Below are 18,168 nucleotides of genomic sequence, written 5' to 3'. Positions count from 1 at the left end.
TCGTCGTCGACGACGCCCGGAGGGCGCCGCCCGGCGGCAACAAAAGGGCCCTGACCGGCGACATCCGCAGGGCGCTGCCCGGCCGGGTCCCCCGCACTCACGAGCGCGTCAGCGCTCGGGGAGCCGGATCGGCGGAGTGGTCGGCAGCGGGAGACCCCCGCCGCCGCCGGGAGCGGACGGCGTGGTGCTGGGCGTCGGACTCGCCGAGTCGGTGGGCGTCGGCTCGGCCTGCGGCACCGTGACAACGATCGTCACGGTCTTGCCCCTCTCAAGGCTGCTGCCCGCCCGCGGGGTCTGCGAGGTGACCTGGCCGGCCTCGTCCGGCGGCACCTCCCGGCCCGGCTTGACCACGACGTCGTACCCCGCCTCGTCCAGCTCGTCCTTCGCGTCGTCCTCGCTGGAGCCGACCACGTTCGGCACCTGACCGACGTTGCCCCGGGAGACCGTCAGGGTGACGGTGGCTCCTGCGGCAACCTCCTTGCCCTCGGCGGGCGAGACGTCGAGGACGATGCCCGCCTTCTCGGCGTCACTCTTCAGCTCCCTCTTCACCACGAAGCCGGCTTCCTGCAGCCGCGTCTTCGCGCTCTCAAAGGTGGAGCCCTTGAGGCCGGGCGGGATGGCCTTCATCTCCACGCCGCCGCAGACCCGGACGACGACCTCCCGGTTCGGCTCCAGCGGGGAGTTGGCGGGGGGGTTCTGGTTGACCACCTGACCCTTCTGGCAATCCTTGTTGAAGACCTGGTCGCCCTCCTTCGGGACCAGGTTGGCCTGCTGGATCCGGGCGAACGCCTCCTGCTGGGTCAAACCGGTCACCGTGGGGACCGTGACCCGGTCGTCGCCGTCGCGCTGACTGAGCAGGGCGGCGGCGAGGGCGATCACCGCGAGGACGCCGACCGCGGCGAACGTCGCGATCAGCCAGGAGGACGCCTTCCGTCGGCGCGGGTCGCCGACCCGGGCCGGCATCTGCCGGGTCTGCGGCGCGCCGGGGGTGCCCGCGTAACCGGCGGCGGCGGGGGCGAGCTGCGCCGTCTCCTCCTGCGGCAGCACCGGGGTCGCCATCACCGGGCGGCCGGCGGCCGCGCGGAGCAGGTCGGCCCGCATCTCGCCGGCGCTCTGGTAGCGGTTGAGGGGGTTCTTCGACAGCGCCTTGAGCACGATCGCGTCGACCGCCGGGTTGACGTCCGGGTTGATGTCGCTCGGGGTCGGGGGCGCCTCCCGCACGTGCTGGTAGGCCACGCTGACCGGGCTGTCGCCGACGAACGGTGGGTGCCCGCAGACCAGCTCGAAGAGCACGCAGCCGGCGGCGTAGACGTCGGAGCGGGCGTCGACCGCCTCGCCGCGCGCCTGCTCGGGCGAGAGGTACTGCGCCGTACCGATGACCGCGCTGGTCTGGGTCATGGTGGTGGCGCCGCTGGCCAGCGCCCGCGCGATGCCGAAGTCCATCACCTTGACCTGGCCGGTCTGGGTGAGCATCACGTTGCCGGGCTTGATGTCGCGGTGGATGATGCCGTGCCGGTGGCTGAACTCCAGGGCCGCGCACATGTCGGCGCAGATCTCCAGCGCCCGGCGCGGCTGGAGCCGCCCCTCGACGCCCAGCACCTCCTTGAGGGTCCGCCCGTTGACGAACTCCATGACGATGAACGGCAGGGTCTCGCCGGTCGGCGCGGTCTCCTCGCCGGTGTCGTAGACGGCGACGATCGCCGGGTGGTTGAGGGACGCGGCGTTCTGCGCCTCCCGGCGGAACCGCATCTGGAAGGTGGCGTCCCGGGCGAGGTCGGTCCGGAGCATCTTGATCGCGACGTCCCGACCGAGCCGGAGATCGCGACCGCGGTGCACCTCGGCCATACCGCCGTAGCCGAGCAGCTCGCCGACCTGGTACCTGCCACCGAGCAGGCGGGCCTGCGCTGTCATCGCGTCTGTCGTCCTTCGCTCGTCGTCTCGTCGCCGCCCCACCGGGGCAGTTCCTGTCGACGGTACGACGTCCCGGCCGGTTCGTCGCGTCCGTCGGGCCACCGCGCGGCGGACGTCGCCGCCGGCGGGGTGGCCGCACCCGACTTCGTGCCTTCCCGCACGTTGTAGGAAATCACGCCGGAGCAGACGAGGACCAGCACGGCCACGAGGATGGCGAGGAGCACCATCCCGGGCCGGGACCGCTGCCCGCCCGGCTGGTGCGCCGGCGGGACGGCGTGTCCCGCGTACGGCATCGGCCGGGCCTGCGGCACGGGTGCCGCGCCGCGGGGGTAGCCGGTCGGCGCCATCTGCGGCCGGGGTGCCGCCGCGGCGGGCGCGACCGAGGTGGGCCGGTGCGGCGCGGCGGCCGGGCGAGGGTTCGCCACGGGCGGACGGTGGGCCGTCATGGGCGGACGCGGCGGCTGGGCGGTGACGTTCTGCGGCCGGTGGGGCGACACCGGCGGACGCGGCGGCGGCACCTGGGCGCGGCCGGGCGGGGCGGCCGGCGACGCCGGTGCGGCGGAGATGGGCTGGCCGGCTGCCCGGGCCTGCTGGGAGAGCTGGGCCTTCAGCTGACGCGCCACCCCGGCCAGCGTGGCGGCGCTCGGCCAGCGTGCCGCCGGGTCCTTCGCCAGGGCCCGCTCGACCACCGCCCGGACCTGCGGCGGGATGTCGGCGGGCAGCGGGCGGGGAGTCTCCCGGACGTGCCGCATGGCGATGTCGAGGGGATTGTCGCCCTCGAAGGGGCGGCGGCCGGCGAGGCACTGGTAGGCCACCACGCCGAGCGCGTAGACGTCGGACGCGGGCGTGGCGACCCCGCCGGTGGCCTGCTCCGGAGAGATGTACGAGGCGGTGCCGAGCACCGAACCGGCCGCGGTGAGCTGGGCGACCAGCTCCGAGCGGGCGATGCCGAAGTCGGTGAGCACCAGGGTGCCGTTGGGACGGACCAGCAGGTTGCCGGGCTTCACGTCCCGGTGCACGATCCCCTTGACGTGCGCCGCGTGCAGCGCGTCGGCGGCCTGGGCGACGAGCGCCATCGTGCGGGCCGGGGTGAGCCGGCCGACCCGGGCCAGCGTGGCCGACAGCGCGTCACCCTCGACGTACTCCATGACCAGGAAGGCGATCTGCTGGTCGTTGCCGAAGTCGTAGACGTCGACCACGCCGGGGTGGTTGATCGTCGCCATGGTGCGGGCCTCGCCGCGGAAGCGCTCGGCGAAGTCGGGGTCGTCGAGCAGCGCGGGGAGCAGGCTCTTGACGGCGACCGTCCGGCCGAGCACCTGGTCGGTGCCGCGCCAGACGTCACCCATGCCGCCGCTGGCGATCCGCTCGTCCAGGCGGTAGCGGTTGCCGAGCTGCACCCCGGGGCTGAGCATGTCAGCGGCCCCCCGGGTCGGCGATGGCGGCGCGCATGATCTGCCCGCCGATCCGGGCCGCCTCGGCGCTGCCGCCGTCGCCGCCGTTCTCCAGCAGGACGCAGACCGCGGAGACCGGGTTGCCGTTCTTGTCCAGCGCGAAGCCGATGAACCACGAGTGGGGCGGGATGCCGGGACGAATGTCGGCCGTGCCGGTCTTGCCGCCGACCGTGTAGCCGTTGATCTGGGCATTGCGGCCGGTGCCGTTCTCGACGACGCTGACCATCATGTCCCGCAGATCGCTGGCGACCTGGCCGCTGACCGGCCGCCGCAGCTCCTTGGGCTTGGCGGTGTAGTGGCTCGTGGTGCGGTCCGGGCCGAGCAACTGACGAACCAGGTACGGCCGCATCTGGCTGCCGCCGTTGGCGATCGACCCGGCGATCAGGGCGCCCTGGAGCGGGGTCATCCGCACGTCGAACTGACCGATCGAGGACTGCGCGACCCCGGCCGGGTTGACCCCGCCGTCGGGGTTCTCCATGCTCCCGGTCCGGCTCGCCGCCACCGGGTGGCCGCCCTGGTCGAGGTGGCCGACGGTGAGGTCCTCCTGCTCGAAGCCGAACTGTCGGGCCTTCTCCTTGATCTTGTCCGCGCCGAGCCGCACGCCGAGCTGCGCGAAGCCCGTGTTGCACGACTCGGTCACCGCGTTCATCAGGGTGACCTCGTCCTCGGGGCAGATCGACGGGGCCGCGTTGCGGATCGGCGTGCCCGAGGTCGGCGGGGTCCAGCTGGCACCGGCCGGGATCCGGGTCTCCTGACCGACGCCGTTCTCCAGCGCCGCCGCGGCGACCACGATCTTGAAGGTGGAACCCGGGGGCAGCACCTCGTTGAGCGCCCGGTTCTTCAGCGGGCCCTCCGTGTCCTGCTCCAGCTTGTTGTGCGCGGCCGTGGCCTCGTTGGTGTCGTGGCTGGCCAGCGGGTTGGGGTCGAAGCTGGGCATCGAGACCAGCGCCTGCACCGCCCCGGTATGCGGGTCGATGGCGATCGCCGCGCCCTTCGACACGTCCCTGCGGTTGTTGCGCAGCTGCTCGTACGCGACGTCCTGGGCCCGCTTCGAGACCGTGAGCAGCACGTTGCCGCCGCCGGTCTTGTCGCCGGTGAACATGTCCTTGAACCGGCTGGCGAAGAGCTGGTCGCTGGTGCCGGCCAGGAAGTCGTCCTCGACCTTCTCGATGCCGGTCTCGGCGAGGTTGACCGGCTTGTAGCCGAGCACGTGCGCGTACTTCGCACCGCCGGGGTAGCTGCGCTGGAACTTCAGCTTGCCGTCGGTCTCCTTGCTGACCGCGAACGCGGTGCCGCCGGCCTCGATGTTGCCGCGCTTGCGGTCGTACGTGGCGACCTGGACCCGGCCGTTGTAGTCGCTGGTGCGGTATTCGTCGGCCTTGTAGGCCTGGATCCAGTTCAGGTTCGCGAAGAGCAGGCCGAAGAGAACCATGACGACGACGCCGACGCGGCGCAGGGGTGCGTTCACGGCTTGATCACCTCCGTGGGGGCACCGTGCAGCTGCTCCGGTGGGCCGCCGGACGGCCGGGCCGCCTTGCCGCCCGCGCCGGCCACCGGCCGGCGGGCGCCGTCGGAGATCCGGAGCAGGACCGCGATGAGCAGCCAGTTGGCCATCAGCGACGACCCGCCGGCGGAGAGGAACGGGGTGGTCTGGCCGGTCAGCGGGATGAGCTTGCTGATCCCGCCGACGATCACGAAGACCTGGAGCCCGAGGGTGAACGCCAGACCGCCGGCCAGCAGCTTGCCGAACGAGTCCCGCACCGCCAGCGCCGCGCGCAGCCCTCGCTCGACGATCAGCAGGTAGACCACGAGCAGCGCGGAGAGGCCGAAGAGCCCGATCTCCTCGCCGATGCCCGCGAAGATGAAGTCGTTCTGCACCTCGGGCAGCAGGCCCGGCTGGCCGCCGCCCGGGCCCGCGCCGAACAGGCCGCCCGTGCCGAGCGCGAGCAGCCCCTGTACGAGTTGGTAGCCGTCGTTGTACGGGTCGGCGAAGGGGTCCAGCCAGATCTGGGCGCGCAGGTAGAAGTTGGCGAACGGCCCGCCGACCACCTCGCCGAGCACGTAGGCCAGGTAGACGCCGCCGAAGAAGAGCACCAGACCGATGAGCAGCCAACTGACCCGCTCGGTGGCGATGTAGAGCGTCACCACGAACATGCCGAAGTAGAGCAGCGAGGTGCCGAGGTCCTTCTCGAAGACGAGGACCAGGACACTGATCAGCCAGACCACGACCACCGGGCCGAGGTCGCGCCCGCGCGGGAAGTCGATGCCCAGGAACCGGCGGCTCGCCAGCGACAGCACCTCGCGCTTGCGCACCAGGTAGTAGGCGAAGAAGACCAGCAGGGCCAGCTTGGCGAACTCGCCGGGCTGGATGGAGAAGCCCCCGACCCGGATCCAGAGCTTCGCGCCGTTGATCTCGGAGAACCGGTTCGGCAGCACCGCCGGGATCATCACCAGCACGATGCCGGCCAGCCCCAGCGTGTACGCGTAGCGGGACACCGAGCGGTGGTCGCGCATGAGGGCGAGCAGGCCGGCGGCGAGGACGACCGAGGCGAGCGTCCAGGCGAGCTGCCGGCCACCCGTGCCCGCGAAGATGGCCAGGTCCTCCCGCTCGGCGGGCGCCGCGTTGCCCAGGTCGAGCCGGCGCAGGAAGCCCACTCCGATCCCGTTGAGCAGGGCGACCGCCGGCAGCAGGGCCGGGTCGGCGAAGGGTGCCAGGAACCGGATCACCAGGTGCAGGCCGAGGAACACGGCGGTGAGCGCGGCGGCCGGCATCCAGAAGTCGGCCGTGATCGTGTCGAGCACCTTCGCCTCGACCATCGCCCCGTACGCCGCCACCAGCACCATGGCGACCAGCAGCAACGACAGCTCGGCGTTGCGCCGGGACCGGGCCAGGCGTACGCCGGGCTGCTCGCCCGTGGTGGCGGGCGAGGATGCCGGAATGGCCGCTGCGGTCACGGAACGTCCTCGGATCGAGTCGCGCCTACTCCGGCGACCGGCACGCGGCGGGGTCGAGCGCCGGCGAGTCGGTGTCGGAGGGCGGGGCGTCGGGCGTGGTGGTCGGCGCGGCCGGCGTGCTCGGCAGGCCGCTGACCGGCGCGCTCGCGCTCGCGCTGGCGGCCGGGGCGGGCGACACCGGGCGAGTGCTGGGCGTCGGGGCGGTGGTGACGGCCACGGCGCTCGGGCTCGGGCTCGGCGGGCAGACGGGCTTCAGGTTCGGGTTCGTCGGGTCGTCGCTGGTCAGCTCGGCCAGCCGGCGCTCGGCGTCGGGCTTGCTCTTGGCCGGGATGCCCTGCTTGACCTGCTCCTGGGCGGCCAGCGTCAGGTCCTCCAGGTCAGCCGGGCTGGTGGAGTGCACCGTGGAGAGGTCCATGCCGGCGATCTCGCCCTGGATGCCCCGGAACACGGCGACCTGACCGTTCTCGGTCGCGCCGACGTAGTACTGCCGCTGGGTGTAGCTCCAGCCACCGAAGACCGCGCCGCCGACGAGGACCAGCAACGCCAGCGAGATCGCGGCGGCCCGCACCGGCCGACGCCGCGGGCCGTCCGAATCGTCGTCGGCACCGGCCGAGGGCTCCTCCGGGACGGGGGGCCGGGGCGCGGAGAGGGCGGACGCGCGGGCGGCCGGCGTCGAGACGTCGGCGGAGGTCGCCATGCCCCGGTCCCGGGCGGCGGCGCCGCCGACGATCGGGCTCGCCTCGACGATGTCCTGGTCGGTGGCGTCCGCGATGATGACCGTGATGTTGTCCGGGCCGCCGCCGCGCAGGGCGAGCTGCACCAGCCGCTCGACACACTGCTGCGGGTCGGCGTACTCGCGCATCGTCTCGCCGATGGTGTCGGCACTGACCACGCCCGAGAGGCCGTCGCTGCAGATCAGGTAGCGGTCGCCGGGGAGCACCTGGCGGACGCTGTATTCCGGGTCGATGTCGCGCCCGTCGAGCGCCCGGGTGAGCAGCGACCGCTGCGGGTGGCTGCTCGCCTCCTCGGCGCTGATGCGGCCCTCGTCGACGAGCATCTGGACGTACGTGTCGTCCTTGGTGATCTGCGCGAACTCGCCGTTGCGCAGGAGGTAGGCCCGCGAGTCACCGATGTGGACCATGCCCAGCTTGCTGCCGGAGAAGAGGGTCGCGGTGAGCGTCGTGCCCATCCCCTCCAGCTGGGGGTTGGCGTCCACGGTGTCGCGGAGCTGCTGGTTGGCGGTGCCCACGGCCGAACGCAACGCGTCGACGAGGGCGTCACCTGGGACGTCCTCGTCGAGCGGCGCCATGGCACCGATGACGATGTTGCTGGCGACGTCACCGGCGGCCATGCCGCCCATGCCGTCGGCGACGGCGAGAAGCCGCGGTCCGGCGTAGACGGAATCCTGGTTACCGTCTCGGATCAGACCGCGGTCGCTGTGGGCCGCATAGCGCAGGGTCAGAGTCATGGCCGTAATTCGAGAGAAGTGCGGCCGATCCGGATCGGCACGCCGAGGGGGACGGGGGTTGGTCCGGTGACCTTAGCGCGATCCAGGTAGGTGCCGTTAGTCGAGCCGAGGTCCTCGACGAACCACTGGCCGTCGCGCGGCACCAGACGGGCGTGCCGTGCCGAGGCGTAGTCGTCGGTGATGACGAGGGTGGAATCCTCGGCCCGGCCGATGGTGATCTGCGCTTCGCCGAGGGTGATCCGGGTCCCCGCGAGCTGACCGGCGGTCACCACGAGCTGGTGCGCGGCCCTGCCCCGCTTCGCCTTCGCCGGCTTCGCCGCCTGCCCGAGCGAGGCGCCGACCGCCCGGGGGGCGGCCACCAGGCGGCCCGACCTGGCGCCCGCGAAGAGGTCCCGGCGGATCACGCCGACCACCGTGAACACGAAGATCCACAGCAGGATGAGGAACCCGAACCGGGCGACGGTGATGACGAGTTCCGGCAAGGCGGATCAGCCGTCCACGCGGAAGGTCAGCGTCGTGGTGCCGAGCTGGATCATGTCGCCGGGGTTGAGCGCGACGGCGGAGACCCGCTGGCCGTTGACCATGGTGCCGTTGGTCGACCCAAGATCGGTCAGCACGACCTGACCGCCGTCGAAGTCCAGCCGGGCGTGTCGCCGCGAGATCCCGACGTCGGGCAGACGGAGGTTGGCCTGGTCGCCGCGGCCGATCACGGTCGAGCCCATCTGGAGGGGGTAGGTGCGCCCGTCGCCGGAGACCAGCCGCACGTTGCGGCCGCCGCCGTGGCCGGGCGGGGGACCGTAGCCACCCCCCTGGTCGTACGCCGGGTAGGCGGGCGGGCCCGCGTCGTAGCCGGGCGCCGAGACCGGGGCGACCTCGCCGCCGGTGTAGACCTCGGCGGTGACCCGGAACATCCCGGTGTCCAGCCCCTCGCCGCGCTCGATCTCGACGATCACGTCGCCGTAGACCGTCCAGGCCTGCTCGCCGATGAACTCCGCCTGCGACTGGGCCAGCTCCTGGGCCAGCGCGGCGGCGTACGGCGCCAGACGACTGTGGTCGTAGGGCGAGAGATCGATCACGTAGCGGTTGGGCACCAACGTGCGCCCACCGGCCAGGATCGCCTTGTGCGCCTCGGCCTCCCGCTGCATGGCGTTGAGGATCTCCACGGGGTGGACCACCCCTTTGAAGACCTTGGCGAAGGCCCCCTCGACCAGGCCTTCCAGACGCTTCTCGAAGCGTTGCAGCACGCTCACCGGCTCCTCCTCGGGTCCCGAGGACATGATGGTATCCGGCCGGCGCGCGCGCAGCTCACACGCCGCTCGGCCGTCTGACGGCGGCCCGTTCGGAAGGGCCGTTACTGCCGTGCTACTCTTTCGTCCGCCACGAACGGTAACCGCTCCTCGGACGGTAACCGATCGGTGCAACGATCACGGACCGGGTAGGATGTCCGGGGCCCGCTGGAGACAGCAGGACCGGCACAGACTACAGTGTTCGAGGTCAGGCCACGGGGAAGTGGCGGAATGGCAGACGCGCACGGTTCAGGTCCGTGTGCCCGAAAGGGCGTGGGGGTTCAACTCCCCCCTTCCCCACCAATACGCGAGGGCTCCGCAGTCATGCGGGGCCCTCGCGCCGTATCGGGGCGTGCCGTACGTCACGCTATGCTCCGATGGTTTCTGCCTCCGACGGACCAGGAGTGTCGTGTGAGTGTCGCGTTCGTGACCGGGTCGGGCGGTCTGATCGGCTCCGAGGCGGTCCGGCACTTCGCCGGCCTCGGTCTCGAGGTCGTCGGCATCGACAACGACATGCGGCAGGAGTTCTTCGGCGAGGAGGCGTCCACCGCCTGGAACGTCCGGCGGCTGACCGACGAGCTGGGGTCCGCGTACTCGCACCACAGCATCGACATCCGCGACCGGGCCGCGCTGGCCAAGCTCTTCAAGCGGTACGGCACCGACGTCGCCGTAGTGATCCACACCGCCGCCCAGCCGTCGCACGACTGGGCGGTGCGCGACCCGTTCACCGACTTCGACGTGAACGCCGCTGGCACGCTCAACGTCCTGCAGAACGTGCGCGAGCACTGCGTCGAGGCGCCGGTGATCCACTGCTCCACCAACAAGGTCTACGGCGACCGGCCGAACAGCCTGCCCCTGGTGGAGCTGGAGACCCGGTGGGAGATCGAGCCGGGGCACGCGTACGAGCAGGGCATCCGCGAGGACATGTCCATCGACGCCTGCCTGCACTCGATCTTCGGCGCCTCTAAGGTGGCGGCCGACGTCATGGTGCAGGAGTACGGCCGCTACTTCGACATGCGGACAGCCTGCTTCCGGGGCGGGACGCTGACCGGCCCGGCGCACTCCGCGACGGAGCTGCACGGCTTCCTCGGCTACGTGATGCGCGCCAACATGGAGCGCCGGACCTACAAGATCTTCGGTTACCAGGGCAAGCAGGTCCGCGACGCCATCCACAGCTCGGACGTGGTCTCCGCGTTCGAGGCGTTCTTCCGCAACCCCCGCTCGGCGGCGGTCTACAACCTCGGCGGCGGACGGCACTCGAACACCTCCAACCGCGAGGCGTTCGCGCTCGCCGAGCAGATCACCGGCCAAGAGATGATCACCGAGTACGTCGAGGCCAACCGGATCGGCGACCACAAGTGGTGGATCGGCTCGAACGAGGCCTTCCAGGCCGACTACCCCGAGTGGAAGCAGGTCTACGACGTGCCCATGATCATGCGGGAGATCTACGAGGCCAACGTGGACAAGTGGGTGCCGGGAGCATGACCGGCAGGGGCAAACGGAACGTCCTCGGGGTCCTGGTCGACGCCACCGACTACGCTGCGGCGACCGAGCAGGTGGTGGCGGCCGCGCAGGAGCGCCGCCCGCTGGCGCTGACGGCGCTGGCCGTGCACGGCGTGATGACCGGGGTGCTCGACCCGGCGCACAACGCCCGGCTGAACTCCTTCGACGTGGTCACCCCCGACGGCCAGCCGGTGCGCTGGGCGCTCAACCTGCTGCACGGCGCCGGGCTCACCGACCGGGTCTACGGCCCCACGCTGACCCTGCACGTGCTCTCCCGGTTCGCCGACGAGGGGCTGCCGGTCTACCTCTACGGTTCGACCGAGGAGACCCTGGCCAGGCTGATCCCGGCGCTGGAGCGGATGTTCCCGGCGCTGAAGATCGCCGGCGTGGAGCCGTCCAAGTTCCGGGCGGTGCAGCCGGGCGAGGACGTCGAGATCGCCGACCGGATCAGGTCCAGCGGGGCCCGGCTCGTGCTGGTCGGGCTGGGCTGCCCGCGCCAGGAGGTCTTCGCGTACGCCATGCGACCGCTGCTGGACATGCCGCTGATGGCGGTCGGGGCGGCCTTCGACTACCACGCCGGGCTGCTGCGCCAGCCCCCGCCGTGGATGCAGCGGGCCGGCCTGGAGTGGTTCTGGCGCCTCGGCCTGGAACCGAAGCGACTCTGGCGACGCTACGTGATCCTCAACCCGGCCTACCTGACCCGGCTCGCCGGGCAGAAGACGGGGCTGTGGAAGGCGCGACCGCCGGCCCCGGCCACGGAACGCCCGCCGACCTTCGCCGTCTGATTCCCGACAGACGTCAGGAAGGGCCCCCTCCCACGCGCAAAGCGCTGGGAGGGGGCCCTTCCTCGTACTCCGCTAGAGGGTGAGGGTCCAGGTGTTCAGGTAGCCGGTGTCGCCCGAGTAGACGTCCCGCACCCGCAGCTGCCAGGTGCCGTTCGCCGCCTCGCTCGACAGGTTCGCCGTGTAGGTGGCGTTGATGTTGTCCGCGCCGTCGAAGAAGCTGCTGTTCTTCAGGCGGTAGGACGAACCGTCCGGGGCGACCAGGTCGATGACCACGTCACCGCGGTAGGTGTGCACGATGTTCACCGCGACGGTGGAGGCCGACGAGGCGTTGCGGGCACAGCCGGAGATCACGATCGAGCTGCTGGCCGTGGCGCCCGTGTCCGGGATCGCGACGTCGGTGCCGTTGGTGCCGGAGCAGCTGCCACCACCGGTGCCGGTGACCGTCAGCGAGTAGGTCGCGGTCTTGCTGCCCGAGGCCGCGGTGCCCGTCACGGTCACGGTGTAGGTGCCGGGCGGGGTGCTCGCCGAGGTGCTGATGGTGAGCGTCGAGGAACCACCCGAGGTGACGGTGGCCGGGCTGAACGAGGCGGTCGCCCCGGCCGGCAGCCCGCTGGCGGAGAGGCTCACCGACTGGGCGGAGCCGTTGGTCGTCGCGGTGCCGACCGTGGCGGTCACCGAGCCGCCCGGCGCGGTCGAGCCGGAGGTCGGCGAGACCGAGACGGAGAAGTCGTTGGTCGGCGGCGGGGTGTCGCCGTTGACGACGTAGAGCAGCCTGTTCGGCGAGCCGGTGCCCGGGTTGCCCACCACGTTGGGGGTGGCGTTGTTCACCAGGTAGTCGCGGACCTGCTGCGGCGACCAGGCCGGGTTGGCGCTGGCCACGAGGGCCGCCGCGCCCACCACGTGCGGCGTCGCCATCGAGGTGCCGCTGATCGTGTTGGTCGCGGTGTCGCCGGTGTGCCACGCCGAGGTGATCGACGAGCCGGGCGCGAAGATGTCCAGGCAGGTGCCGATGTTGGAGAACGACGACCGGGCGTCCGTGTTGGTCGTCGAGCCGACGGTGATGCCCTCGGCCGTCCGGGCCGGCGAGGTGTTGCAGGCGTTGCCGCCGGAGTCGTTGCCGGCCGCCAGGCCGTAGCTCACGCCCGAGTTGATGGAGTTGCGCACCGCGGTGTCGAGCGAGGTGTTCGCGCCGCCGCCGAGGCTCATGTTGGCCACGGCCGGCTTGACCGCGTTCTGGGTGACCCAGTCGACACCGCCGATGACGCCGGCGTTCGTGCCGCTGCCCTGGCAGTTCAGCACCCGTACGCCGACCAGCTGGACGCCCTTGGCGACGCCGTACGCCGAACCGCCGACGGTGCCGGCGACGTGCGTGCCGTGCCCGTTGCAGTCGTCGGCCGAGCCGCCGTCGACGGCGTCGTAGCCGGAGACGGCCCGGCCGCCGAAGTCGCTGTGGCTGAACCGGATGCCGGTGTCGATGATGTAGGCGTGCACGTTGCTCGCCGTGTTCGGGTACGTGTAGGAGCTGTCCAGCGGCAGGGCGCGCTGGTCGATCCGGTCCAGGCCCCACGTCGGGTTGGTCTGGGTGCCGCTGATGGAGACGGTGTGGTTCTGCTCGACGTACGCCACGGCGGGGTCCGCCGCGATGCGGGCGGCGGCCCTGGCGCCGACCCGGGCCTCGAAGCCGCGCAGGGCGGCGCCGTAGGTGCGGGCGACCGCGCCGCCGTGCCGGTCGACCAGCCGCTGCGCGGTGTCACCGACGCCGCTGCGGGCGACCGAGCTGTCCTTGAAGACGACGATGTAGCTGTCGGCCACGGCGGTGGCACCGCCCGCGGCGCGGATCGTGCCCACCGGTTCGGCGGCCATGGCGGGCGTGGCGGTCGCCACCATGGCCAGCGTGGCCACCCCGACGAGTACGGACCTGCGTGGAAGACCCATCTTCTACTCCCTCCGACCGGCACCGACCGTCCAACTGTTCGTGACGAGTGAATCGATGAATGCCGATCAGGCTGAGGGTAGGGCGGGGCAAACGGGAATTCAAACATGTCGACTTCCCCATAACATCGGGAGGATGGCCCCTAGGGGAGGCGGCTGCGGGACGAACCGGGGACCTGCCCGGATTCACGATCGTCGAAAACGGGCAAGGCTCTCCGTCATGGAGAGTCACCTCACCGTCCTGCTGTCGCTGACCGCCGTCTGGCTCGTCGCCGGCTGGCTCGCGGACGGGCTGCCCCGGCTGGACCACGCCCGGGCGCTGCGTCGGCGTACCGGATGGGTGCTCGCCCTGACGCTGGCCGGCCTGGGGCTGACGGCCGCCGTGCTGGTCGCGGGGCTCACCAGCGCCGGCGCGACCCCGGCGGACCGGGCGGCCGCCGGACTCACCCTCGCCGTCGCCCCCGCGCTCGTAGTCGCGGCCTGCACGGTGCGCCGGGTACGCCGGCTGCGGGCGGGCGCGGGCGCCCTCTCCTCGGCGCCGGGCACCCCGGCGCCGCACGGCCTGCGGGCCTCCGCCGCGCACCCGTTGATCGGGCTCCCGGTGCAGGTCACCGGCCTGGCGGTCCTGCCCGCGGTGGTCGCGGCGAGCACGCCGGACCTGCTGTTCGGGCCCGGCGTGACCGGCCCGGCGATCACCGTGGGCGTGCTGGGCGTCGTCGCCATCGGCGTACGCCACGCCCTGCGACACAGCCGGCTCGTCGAGCGGGCCGTGCCGGCCCGGCCCGCGTCACCGCGAGCGGCCGGGGCCCTGCACGTATAGCAGTTCCAGGATCGCCCGGGTCGCCTCGAACCAGCGGTCGAGCCAGCCGGGCGGCGGAACGCTGCCCTTTGGCGGCAGTTCCATCAGCAGCCCGCGCAGCAGCGGGTGGTCGACCAGCGACTCGGCCGGCTCCACCGACCAGCCCCCGGGCGGGAACGACGGCTCGGTCAGCGGGTTGGGATCCAGCGAGGGCAGGGAGAGTGGCGGACCGGCCTGCTCCGGCGGGGCGGCCGGGCCCTCCCGGCCACCGATCTCGGTGTCGGTCGACACCACCTCGGTGAGGACGGTGTCCCGGCGTGCCCCCCGGTACTTGCCTCCGAAGCGTTCCGGCTTGCCCGGCCCGTTGGTGAGGTTGTCTGACCCGATCGTCGTCATCCGTCTCGCCTGTCTCGCTCGGTTGCCGATCCCTGCGGCGGGCTGTCGACCAGCGCCGTACCGAGGGGTACAACGACCCGGGACCCGATGTGGCGACGCCGACGGCGGGAGGTCTTCGCCGGCCGGTCCGGACGCGGGCACGACGGTGCCCTCGCCCGGGCACCGGGCGAGGGCACGCCACGACCCGCCCCTCGGGCACGGCGGCACCCCCGTCCGGCCCTACCGCCGGACGGGGGCACCTCGTCACACCACGGGCCCGTCAGCCCTTGTCGAACACACCGCCCCTGGTGCCGGCGACGAAGGCGTGCCAGTCACCCGGGGCGAAGACCAGGGCCGGGCCCGTCTTGTCCTTCGAGTCCCGCACGCCGACCGCCCCCGTCACGTACGCCACCTCCACGCAGTTGTCACAGTTCGGCCCGCTCTTCGAGCTCTTGAACCACGTTGCCTGCGTCAGGTCCACGGGGAACCCCTTGGTCGCCATTTCCACAACGGCTCCTCTGCCAGTTTCGCGATGTGTGCGATGGACTCCTCCGGACGAATGGCCGCCGCTCGGACGTGATCGAAGATGAAGCTGTACTTCTGCAGTTCGTCACTCTTCTCCAGGAAGAGCCCACCCGTGGCATTCTCCGCGTACACGACATCCGGATCACCGGGCTCAGGGAAGCTGAGGATCGTGAAGGTGCCGTCCATGCCGGCGTGCGCCCCCACCTCGAAAGGCAGGATCTGGAGCGTCACGTTCGGCAGTTCCGCCACCTCGACCAGGCGTTTGAGCTGGTCACGCATCACGTCGTCCCCGCCCACCGGACGGCTCACCACCGCCTCATCGAGCACCACCCACAGATCGACCGGATCATCCTGCGTCAACAACGACTGACGGCCCAGACGGACACGCACCCGTTGCCGTACCTGTTCGGGCGTGAAGTCGGGCCGGGCGGCCCGGATCATCGCGCCCGCGTACTCCTCGGTCTCCAGCAGCCCGGGCACCACCTGCTGCTCATACGCCCGGATCGAGCTGGCCGCCGCCTCAAGCCCGACGTACGCGCCGACCAGCACCGTGCTGTAGGGGTGCCACCAGCCCTTCTGCCGCGCCTCCCGGGCGATCTGCACCAGCTCGTCGCTCTCGGCGCCCACCACGCCGTAGATCCGCAGCATGTCCCGCACGTCGCGCGGGGTGGCCGTGGTGTGGCCGGTCTCGATCCGCGAGACCTTCGACGCCGAGCACTCCAGCTGCTCGGCGACCGCCTCGATGGTGATCCGGGCCGCCTCCCGCTGCCGACGCAGTTCGGCGCCGAGGCGACGACGTCGGATGGTGGGGCTGCGCCGCTCGCTCACGACACGACCCCGCCCGCTGGTCGGAACCACCGCCTGTCAGGCCTCACCCGGTCCACCTCCGCCTCGCCGTGCGCCACTGTCGTCACCCGCCAGGGGCGCGACCGTCGTGCGGCGGGCGTCGTTCGCGGCGTGGGGTGGTGCCGGTCATCGGCCGGCCGCGACGGGCGAAACCGGCTCCCAGTGTGCCGGGCATACATGAACGCCTTCAAGCGCTGCTTTGCGCGAGCCGCTCACGTATCGGCAAAAGTCGACGTGCAACTTGCATGAAGCACGTCGCTGATGCAGTCTGTCCGTATGGCACGGGTTACTCACCGTCTCCGTCCGCTTCCCCGCCGTGGTGATCCCACGGGCTGCGGGACGCGCGGCGGCGGGACCGCCCGACAGTCGACAACCAGACCTGCCCCGGGTTGATGACCTCGCCGCTGCACGCCAGTTGGCTGCGGCGGCGGGAGCGGTACCCGGAGTAGCCGGGTGTTGGTCGGGTGGCGGTTCGCCACCAGCGGGTACGGCCCGACCACCACCACCCGCGACACCGGTCCACGAGGCACGACCCCGCCCCCGGGCCATCGACGTCCCCCGACCCGCACCGCCGGCCCGTCCGCCGGCCCACCCTCCCCCAGGAGCCCATGTGCTTCCCCGCTCCGGTGACGTAGTGCACGTGACTCGCGCGGCGAGTGTCCAGTTCCTCAGACCCATCATGTTCCGGGTCATCCGGGTGCTCGACTGGCCGACCTACGACGGCTGGGTCTGGCTCGAAGGCTACGAGTTGAACGCATCGGGGGACGCGGTCAACCGGCGGTCGATCTTCGTCCAGCGGGAGGGGCTGCGCCACCTGCGGTCGGCTCCCGAGCCGCGTCCGCACACCGTGCGCGCGCCGCGCCGGCCCGTCGCCCGCACCCCGGTCCGGGTGGGCTGACCTGCGCGATCGGCAGCCGAGGGGCGTGCCGTCGCCATAAGATGAGGTACGCCCACCCCGGCACGTTTCCACCCCGCGCGTCCAGGACCCCGAACCTGGGATGGCCATGGTCAATCAGCCCGCCGCGCGGCGGCACCACCGCTCCCGTATCGCCTACGCCTTCGGACTCCTGGCGCTGATCGGCGCCGCCACCACGTTGGTGGTCGTGGTCCGCGCTCCCGCCCTCTCGTCCACCACGCGGCTGACCACCCCGGTCCCGGCACCGGAGATCACCGTGGTGGACGAGGACCCGCCCGACGGCGACGACGGGCTGGAAGACCTCGACGACCCGTACACACTGGCCGGACCGGACGCGCTCGGCGACGCCGACGAGCCCGGACCGGCCGCCGCCGGGACCGGCGTTCCCACGGACTCCCCGGCCGGTACGGCGCAGGCCGCCCGCCCCGCGCCCGACGACGTCCGCCGTTCCCTCTTCTGGTCCGGCATCTTCGGACTGGCCATCTCGCTGGCCGGACTCGGCATGGTCGGGACGAGACGGCGCATGTGGTGACGCGGCGGCGCCCCCCGCGGCGGCGAGGTCAGCGGCTCACCGGGTGGCGGTCGGTTCGACCGACGGCGTGACCTCGCCGGTCGGCGAGGCGGCGTCGCGGGCCACCACCAGCGTGACCTCCTCGTCCTCCGGGACCAGCTCACCCGCCTCCGGTTCGGTGCGGATCACCGTGCCGGCGGGACGGTCGGACGTCTCGTACTCCACCCGGTGGCCCAGCCCGACGTCGTCCAGAATCGCCTGCGCCGTCGCCAGCGGCAGGTTCACCACCGGCGGCATCGGCAGCTCGGCCGGCGCCGAGGGCGACGGGGACGCCGAGGGCGACGAGCTGGTGGGGACGGCCGAGGTCGGCGCGGCGGTGGTCGGCGACGCGCGGGTCACCGACGGCGACGGCGACGGCTCCGGCCCGCTCGGATCGTCGTCCGCCGACTGGAGGGCCAGCCACAGCCCGGCACCGAGCAGGCCGAGCAGCAGCAGCACGATCACGCCCCACAGGATCGGCAGCCACCAGCGCCGCGAGCCCTGGTCGTCGGCGTACCACTCGGCCTCCGGGTGGTCGTCGGGCCGGGCGGGGCGCACCTCCGCCCGGCCGGACCACGCCGCCGGCCCGGACCGCTCCGGCGGCATGGCGGCCGTACGGTCCAGCGGGGTGGCGCCGTCGACGGGGCGGGTGGCGTCGGCATCCGGCGCGGGCCGGTCGGGGCGGGGCAGCGGCTGCGTACGGTCGGGTTCCGCCCCGGCCGAGGGCTCGCCCGACGGAGGCAGCGGGCGGGTCCGGTCGTCGGGTTCCCCGGCGGACGGTTCCTGGCGGTCGTCGCTCATGCCGGCACTCCGCTCCGCTGCGTGCCGACCTGAGGCACCACCGCACTGTGCCGATGACTCGCTCG

17 protein-coding genes and 1 tRNA gene are annotated in these 18,168 nt (G+C 72.3%); 6 read left to right on the top strand and 12 right to left on the bottom strand.

What is annotated here, in order from left to right:
* Nucleotides 1-108: 108 nt before the first annotated feature.
* The 7 genes from pknB to AB0G08_RS03735 form a co-directional block, all read right to left on the bottom strand.
* Entirely contained in the window at nt 109-1,911 is a 1,803-nt protein-coding gene (pknB, locus tag AB0G08_RS03765) for a Stk1 family PASTA domain-containing Ser/Thr kinase (RefSeq protein WP_358082601.1), read from the bottom strand.
* A complete protein-coding gene (locus AB0G08_RS03760; RefSeq protein ID WP_358082598.1) occupies nt 1,908-3,323 on the bottom strand; it encodes a protein kinase in 1,416 nt (471 codons plus the stop codon). The genes pknB and AB0G08_RS03760 overlap by 4 nt, the downstream gene beginning before the upstream one ends.
* A 1-nt stretch (nt 3,324) precedes the next feature.
* A complete protein-coding gene (locus AB0G08_RS03755; protein WP_358082595.1) occupies nt 3,325-4,830 on the bottom strand; it encodes a penicillin-binding protein 2 in 1,506 nt (501 codons plus the stop codon).
* Nucleotides 4,827-6,206, bottom strand: a complete 1,380-nt coding sequence (locus AB0G08_RS03750; protein ID WP_358082918.1) for an FtsW/RodA/SpoVE family cell cycle protein — start codon at nt 6,204-6,206, stop codon at nt 4,827-4,829. The genes AB0G08_RS03755 and AB0G08_RS03750 overlap by 4 nt, the downstream gene beginning before the upstream one ends.
* A 136-nt stretch (nt 6,207-6,342) precedes the next feature.
* Nucleotides 6,343-7,785, bottom strand: coding sequence for a protein phosphatase 2C domain-containing protein (locus tag AB0G08_RS03745; RefSeq protein ID WP_358082592.1), 1,443 nt, complete (start codon nt 7,783-7,785; stop codon nt 6,343-6,345).
* Entirely contained in the window at nt 7,782-8,267 is a 486-nt protein-coding gene (locus tag AB0G08_RS03740; RefSeq protein WP_111134465.1) for an FHA domain-containing protein, read from the bottom strand. The genes AB0G08_RS03745 and AB0G08_RS03740 overlap by 4 nt, the downstream gene beginning before the upstream one ends.
* Before the next feature lie 6 nt (nt 8,268-8,273).
* Nucleotides 8,274-9,062: a DUF3662 and FHA domain-containing protein gene (locus AB0G08_RS03735; RefSeq protein WP_088996759.1), complete on the bottom strand. Its 789-nt coding sequence runs from the start codon at nt 9,060-9,062 to the stop codon at nt 8,274-8,276.
* A gap of 226 nt (nt 9,063-9,288) precedes the next feature.
* On the opposite strand from AB0G08_RS03735, the gene AB0G08_RS03730 reads away from it, so the two are divergent.
* The 3 genes from AB0G08_RS03730 to AB0G08_RS03720 all read left to right on the top strand — a co-directional run bounded on the left by AB0G08_RS03730 (nt 9,289) and on the right by AB0G08_RS03720 (nt 11,359).
* Nucleotides 9,289-9,374 (top strand) — tRNA-Leu (locus AB0G08_RS03730).
* 66 nt (nt 9,375-9,440) lie between these two features.
* A complete protein-coding gene (locus AB0G08_RS03725) occupies nt 9,441-10,556 on the top strand; it encodes an NAD-dependent epimerase/dehydratase family protein (protein WP_358082589.1) in 1,116 nt (371 codons plus the stop codon).
* Nucleotides 10,553-11,359, top strand: coding sequence for a WecB/TagA/CpsF family glycosyltransferase (locus AB0G08_RS03720; RefSeq protein WP_358082586.1), 807 nt, complete (start codon nt 10,553-10,555; stop codon nt 11,357-11,359). The genes AB0G08_RS03725 and AB0G08_RS03720 overlap by 4 nt, the downstream gene beginning before the upstream one ends.
* Before the next feature lie 72 nt (nt 11,360-11,431).
* Here AB0G08_RS03720 and AB0G08_RS03715 read toward each other — a convergent pair whose 3' ends face one another.
* Nucleotides 11,432-13,294: a S8 family serine peptidase gene (locus AB0G08_RS03715; RefSeq protein WP_358082583.1), complete on the bottom strand. Its 1,863-nt coding sequence runs from the start codon at nt 13,292-13,294 to the stop codon at nt 11,432-11,434.
* Nucleotides 13,295-13,511: 217 nt separating this feature from the next.
* On the opposite strand from AB0G08_RS03715, the gene AB0G08_RS03710 reads away from it, so the two are divergent.
* A complete protein-coding gene (locus AB0G08_RS03710; protein ID WP_358082580.1) occupies nt 13,512-14,111 on the top strand; it encodes a hypothetical protein in 600 nt (199 codons plus the stop codon).
* On the opposite strand, the gene AB0G08_RS03705 is transcribed toward AB0G08_RS03710, so the two are convergent.
* The 3 genes from AB0G08_RS03705 to AB0G08_RS03695 all read right to left on the bottom strand — a co-directional run bounded on the left by AB0G08_RS03705 (nt 14,079) and on the right by AB0G08_RS03695 (nt 15,818).
* Nucleotides 14,079-14,486, bottom strand: coding sequence for a hypothetical protein (locus tag AB0G08_RS03705; protein WP_357866660.1), 408 nt, complete (start codon nt 14,484-14,486; stop codon nt 14,079-14,081). The genes AB0G08_RS03710 and AB0G08_RS03705 overlap by 33 nt on opposite strands.
* A 259-nt stretch (nt 14,487-14,745) precedes the next feature.
* Nucleotides 14,746-14,967 (bottom strand): DUF397 domain-containing protein, encoded by a 222-nt coding sequence (locus AB0G08_RS03700; protein ID WP_357866662.1) that lies wholly within the window; start codon nt 14,965-14,967, stop codon nt 14,746-14,748.
* Nucleotides 14,937-15,818 carry a helix-turn-helix transcriptional regulator gene (locus tag AB0G08_RS03695; RefSeq protein WP_358082577.1) on the bottom strand — a complete coding sequence of 294 codons (882 nt, stop codon included), beginning with the start codon at nt 15,816-15,818 and terminating at the stop codon, nt 14,937-14,939. Before AB0G08_RS03695 ends, AB0G08_RS03700 begins: the two co-directional genes overlap by 31 nt.
* 628 nt (nt 15,819-16,446) lie before the next feature.
* Here AB0G08_RS03695 and AB0G08_RS03690 point away from each other — a divergent pair.
* Together AB0G08_RS03690 and AB0G08_RS03685 are read left to right on the top strand one after the other, a co-directional pair.
* Nucleotides 16,447-16,734, top strand: a complete 288-nt coding sequence (locus AB0G08_RS03690; protein ID WP_358082574.1) for a hypothetical protein — start codon at nt 16,447-16,449, stop codon at nt 16,732-16,734.
* 100 nt (nt 16,735-16,834) lie between these two features.
* Nucleotides 16,835-17,284 (top strand): hypothetical protein, encoded by a 450-nt coding sequence (locus tag AB0G08_RS03685; protein WP_358082571.1) that lies wholly within the window; start codon nt 16,835-16,837, stop codon nt 17,282-17,284.
* Nucleotides 17,285-17,320: 36 nt separating this feature from the next.
* Here AB0G08_RS03685 and AB0G08_RS03680 read toward each other — a convergent pair whose 3' ends face one another.
* Nucleotides 17,321-18,103 carry a PASTA domain-containing protein gene (locus AB0G08_RS03680; protein WP_358082568.1) on the bottom strand — a complete coding sequence of 261 codons (783 nt, stop codon included), beginning with the start codon at nt 18,101-18,103 and terminating at the stop codon, nt 17,321-17,323.
* Nucleotides 18,104-18,168 lie beyond the last annotated feature (65 nt).

Origin of the sequence: Micromonospora sp. NPDC023644 (assembly GCF_040640115.1) — a bacterium.
Taxonomy (GTDB): domain Bacteria; phylum Actinomycetota; class Actinomycetes; order Mycobacteriales; family Micromonosporaceae; genus Micromonospora.
The sequence above is the reverse complement of the archived record's forward strand: the minus strand, read 5'-3'. Positions and strand labels throughout refer to the sequence as shown.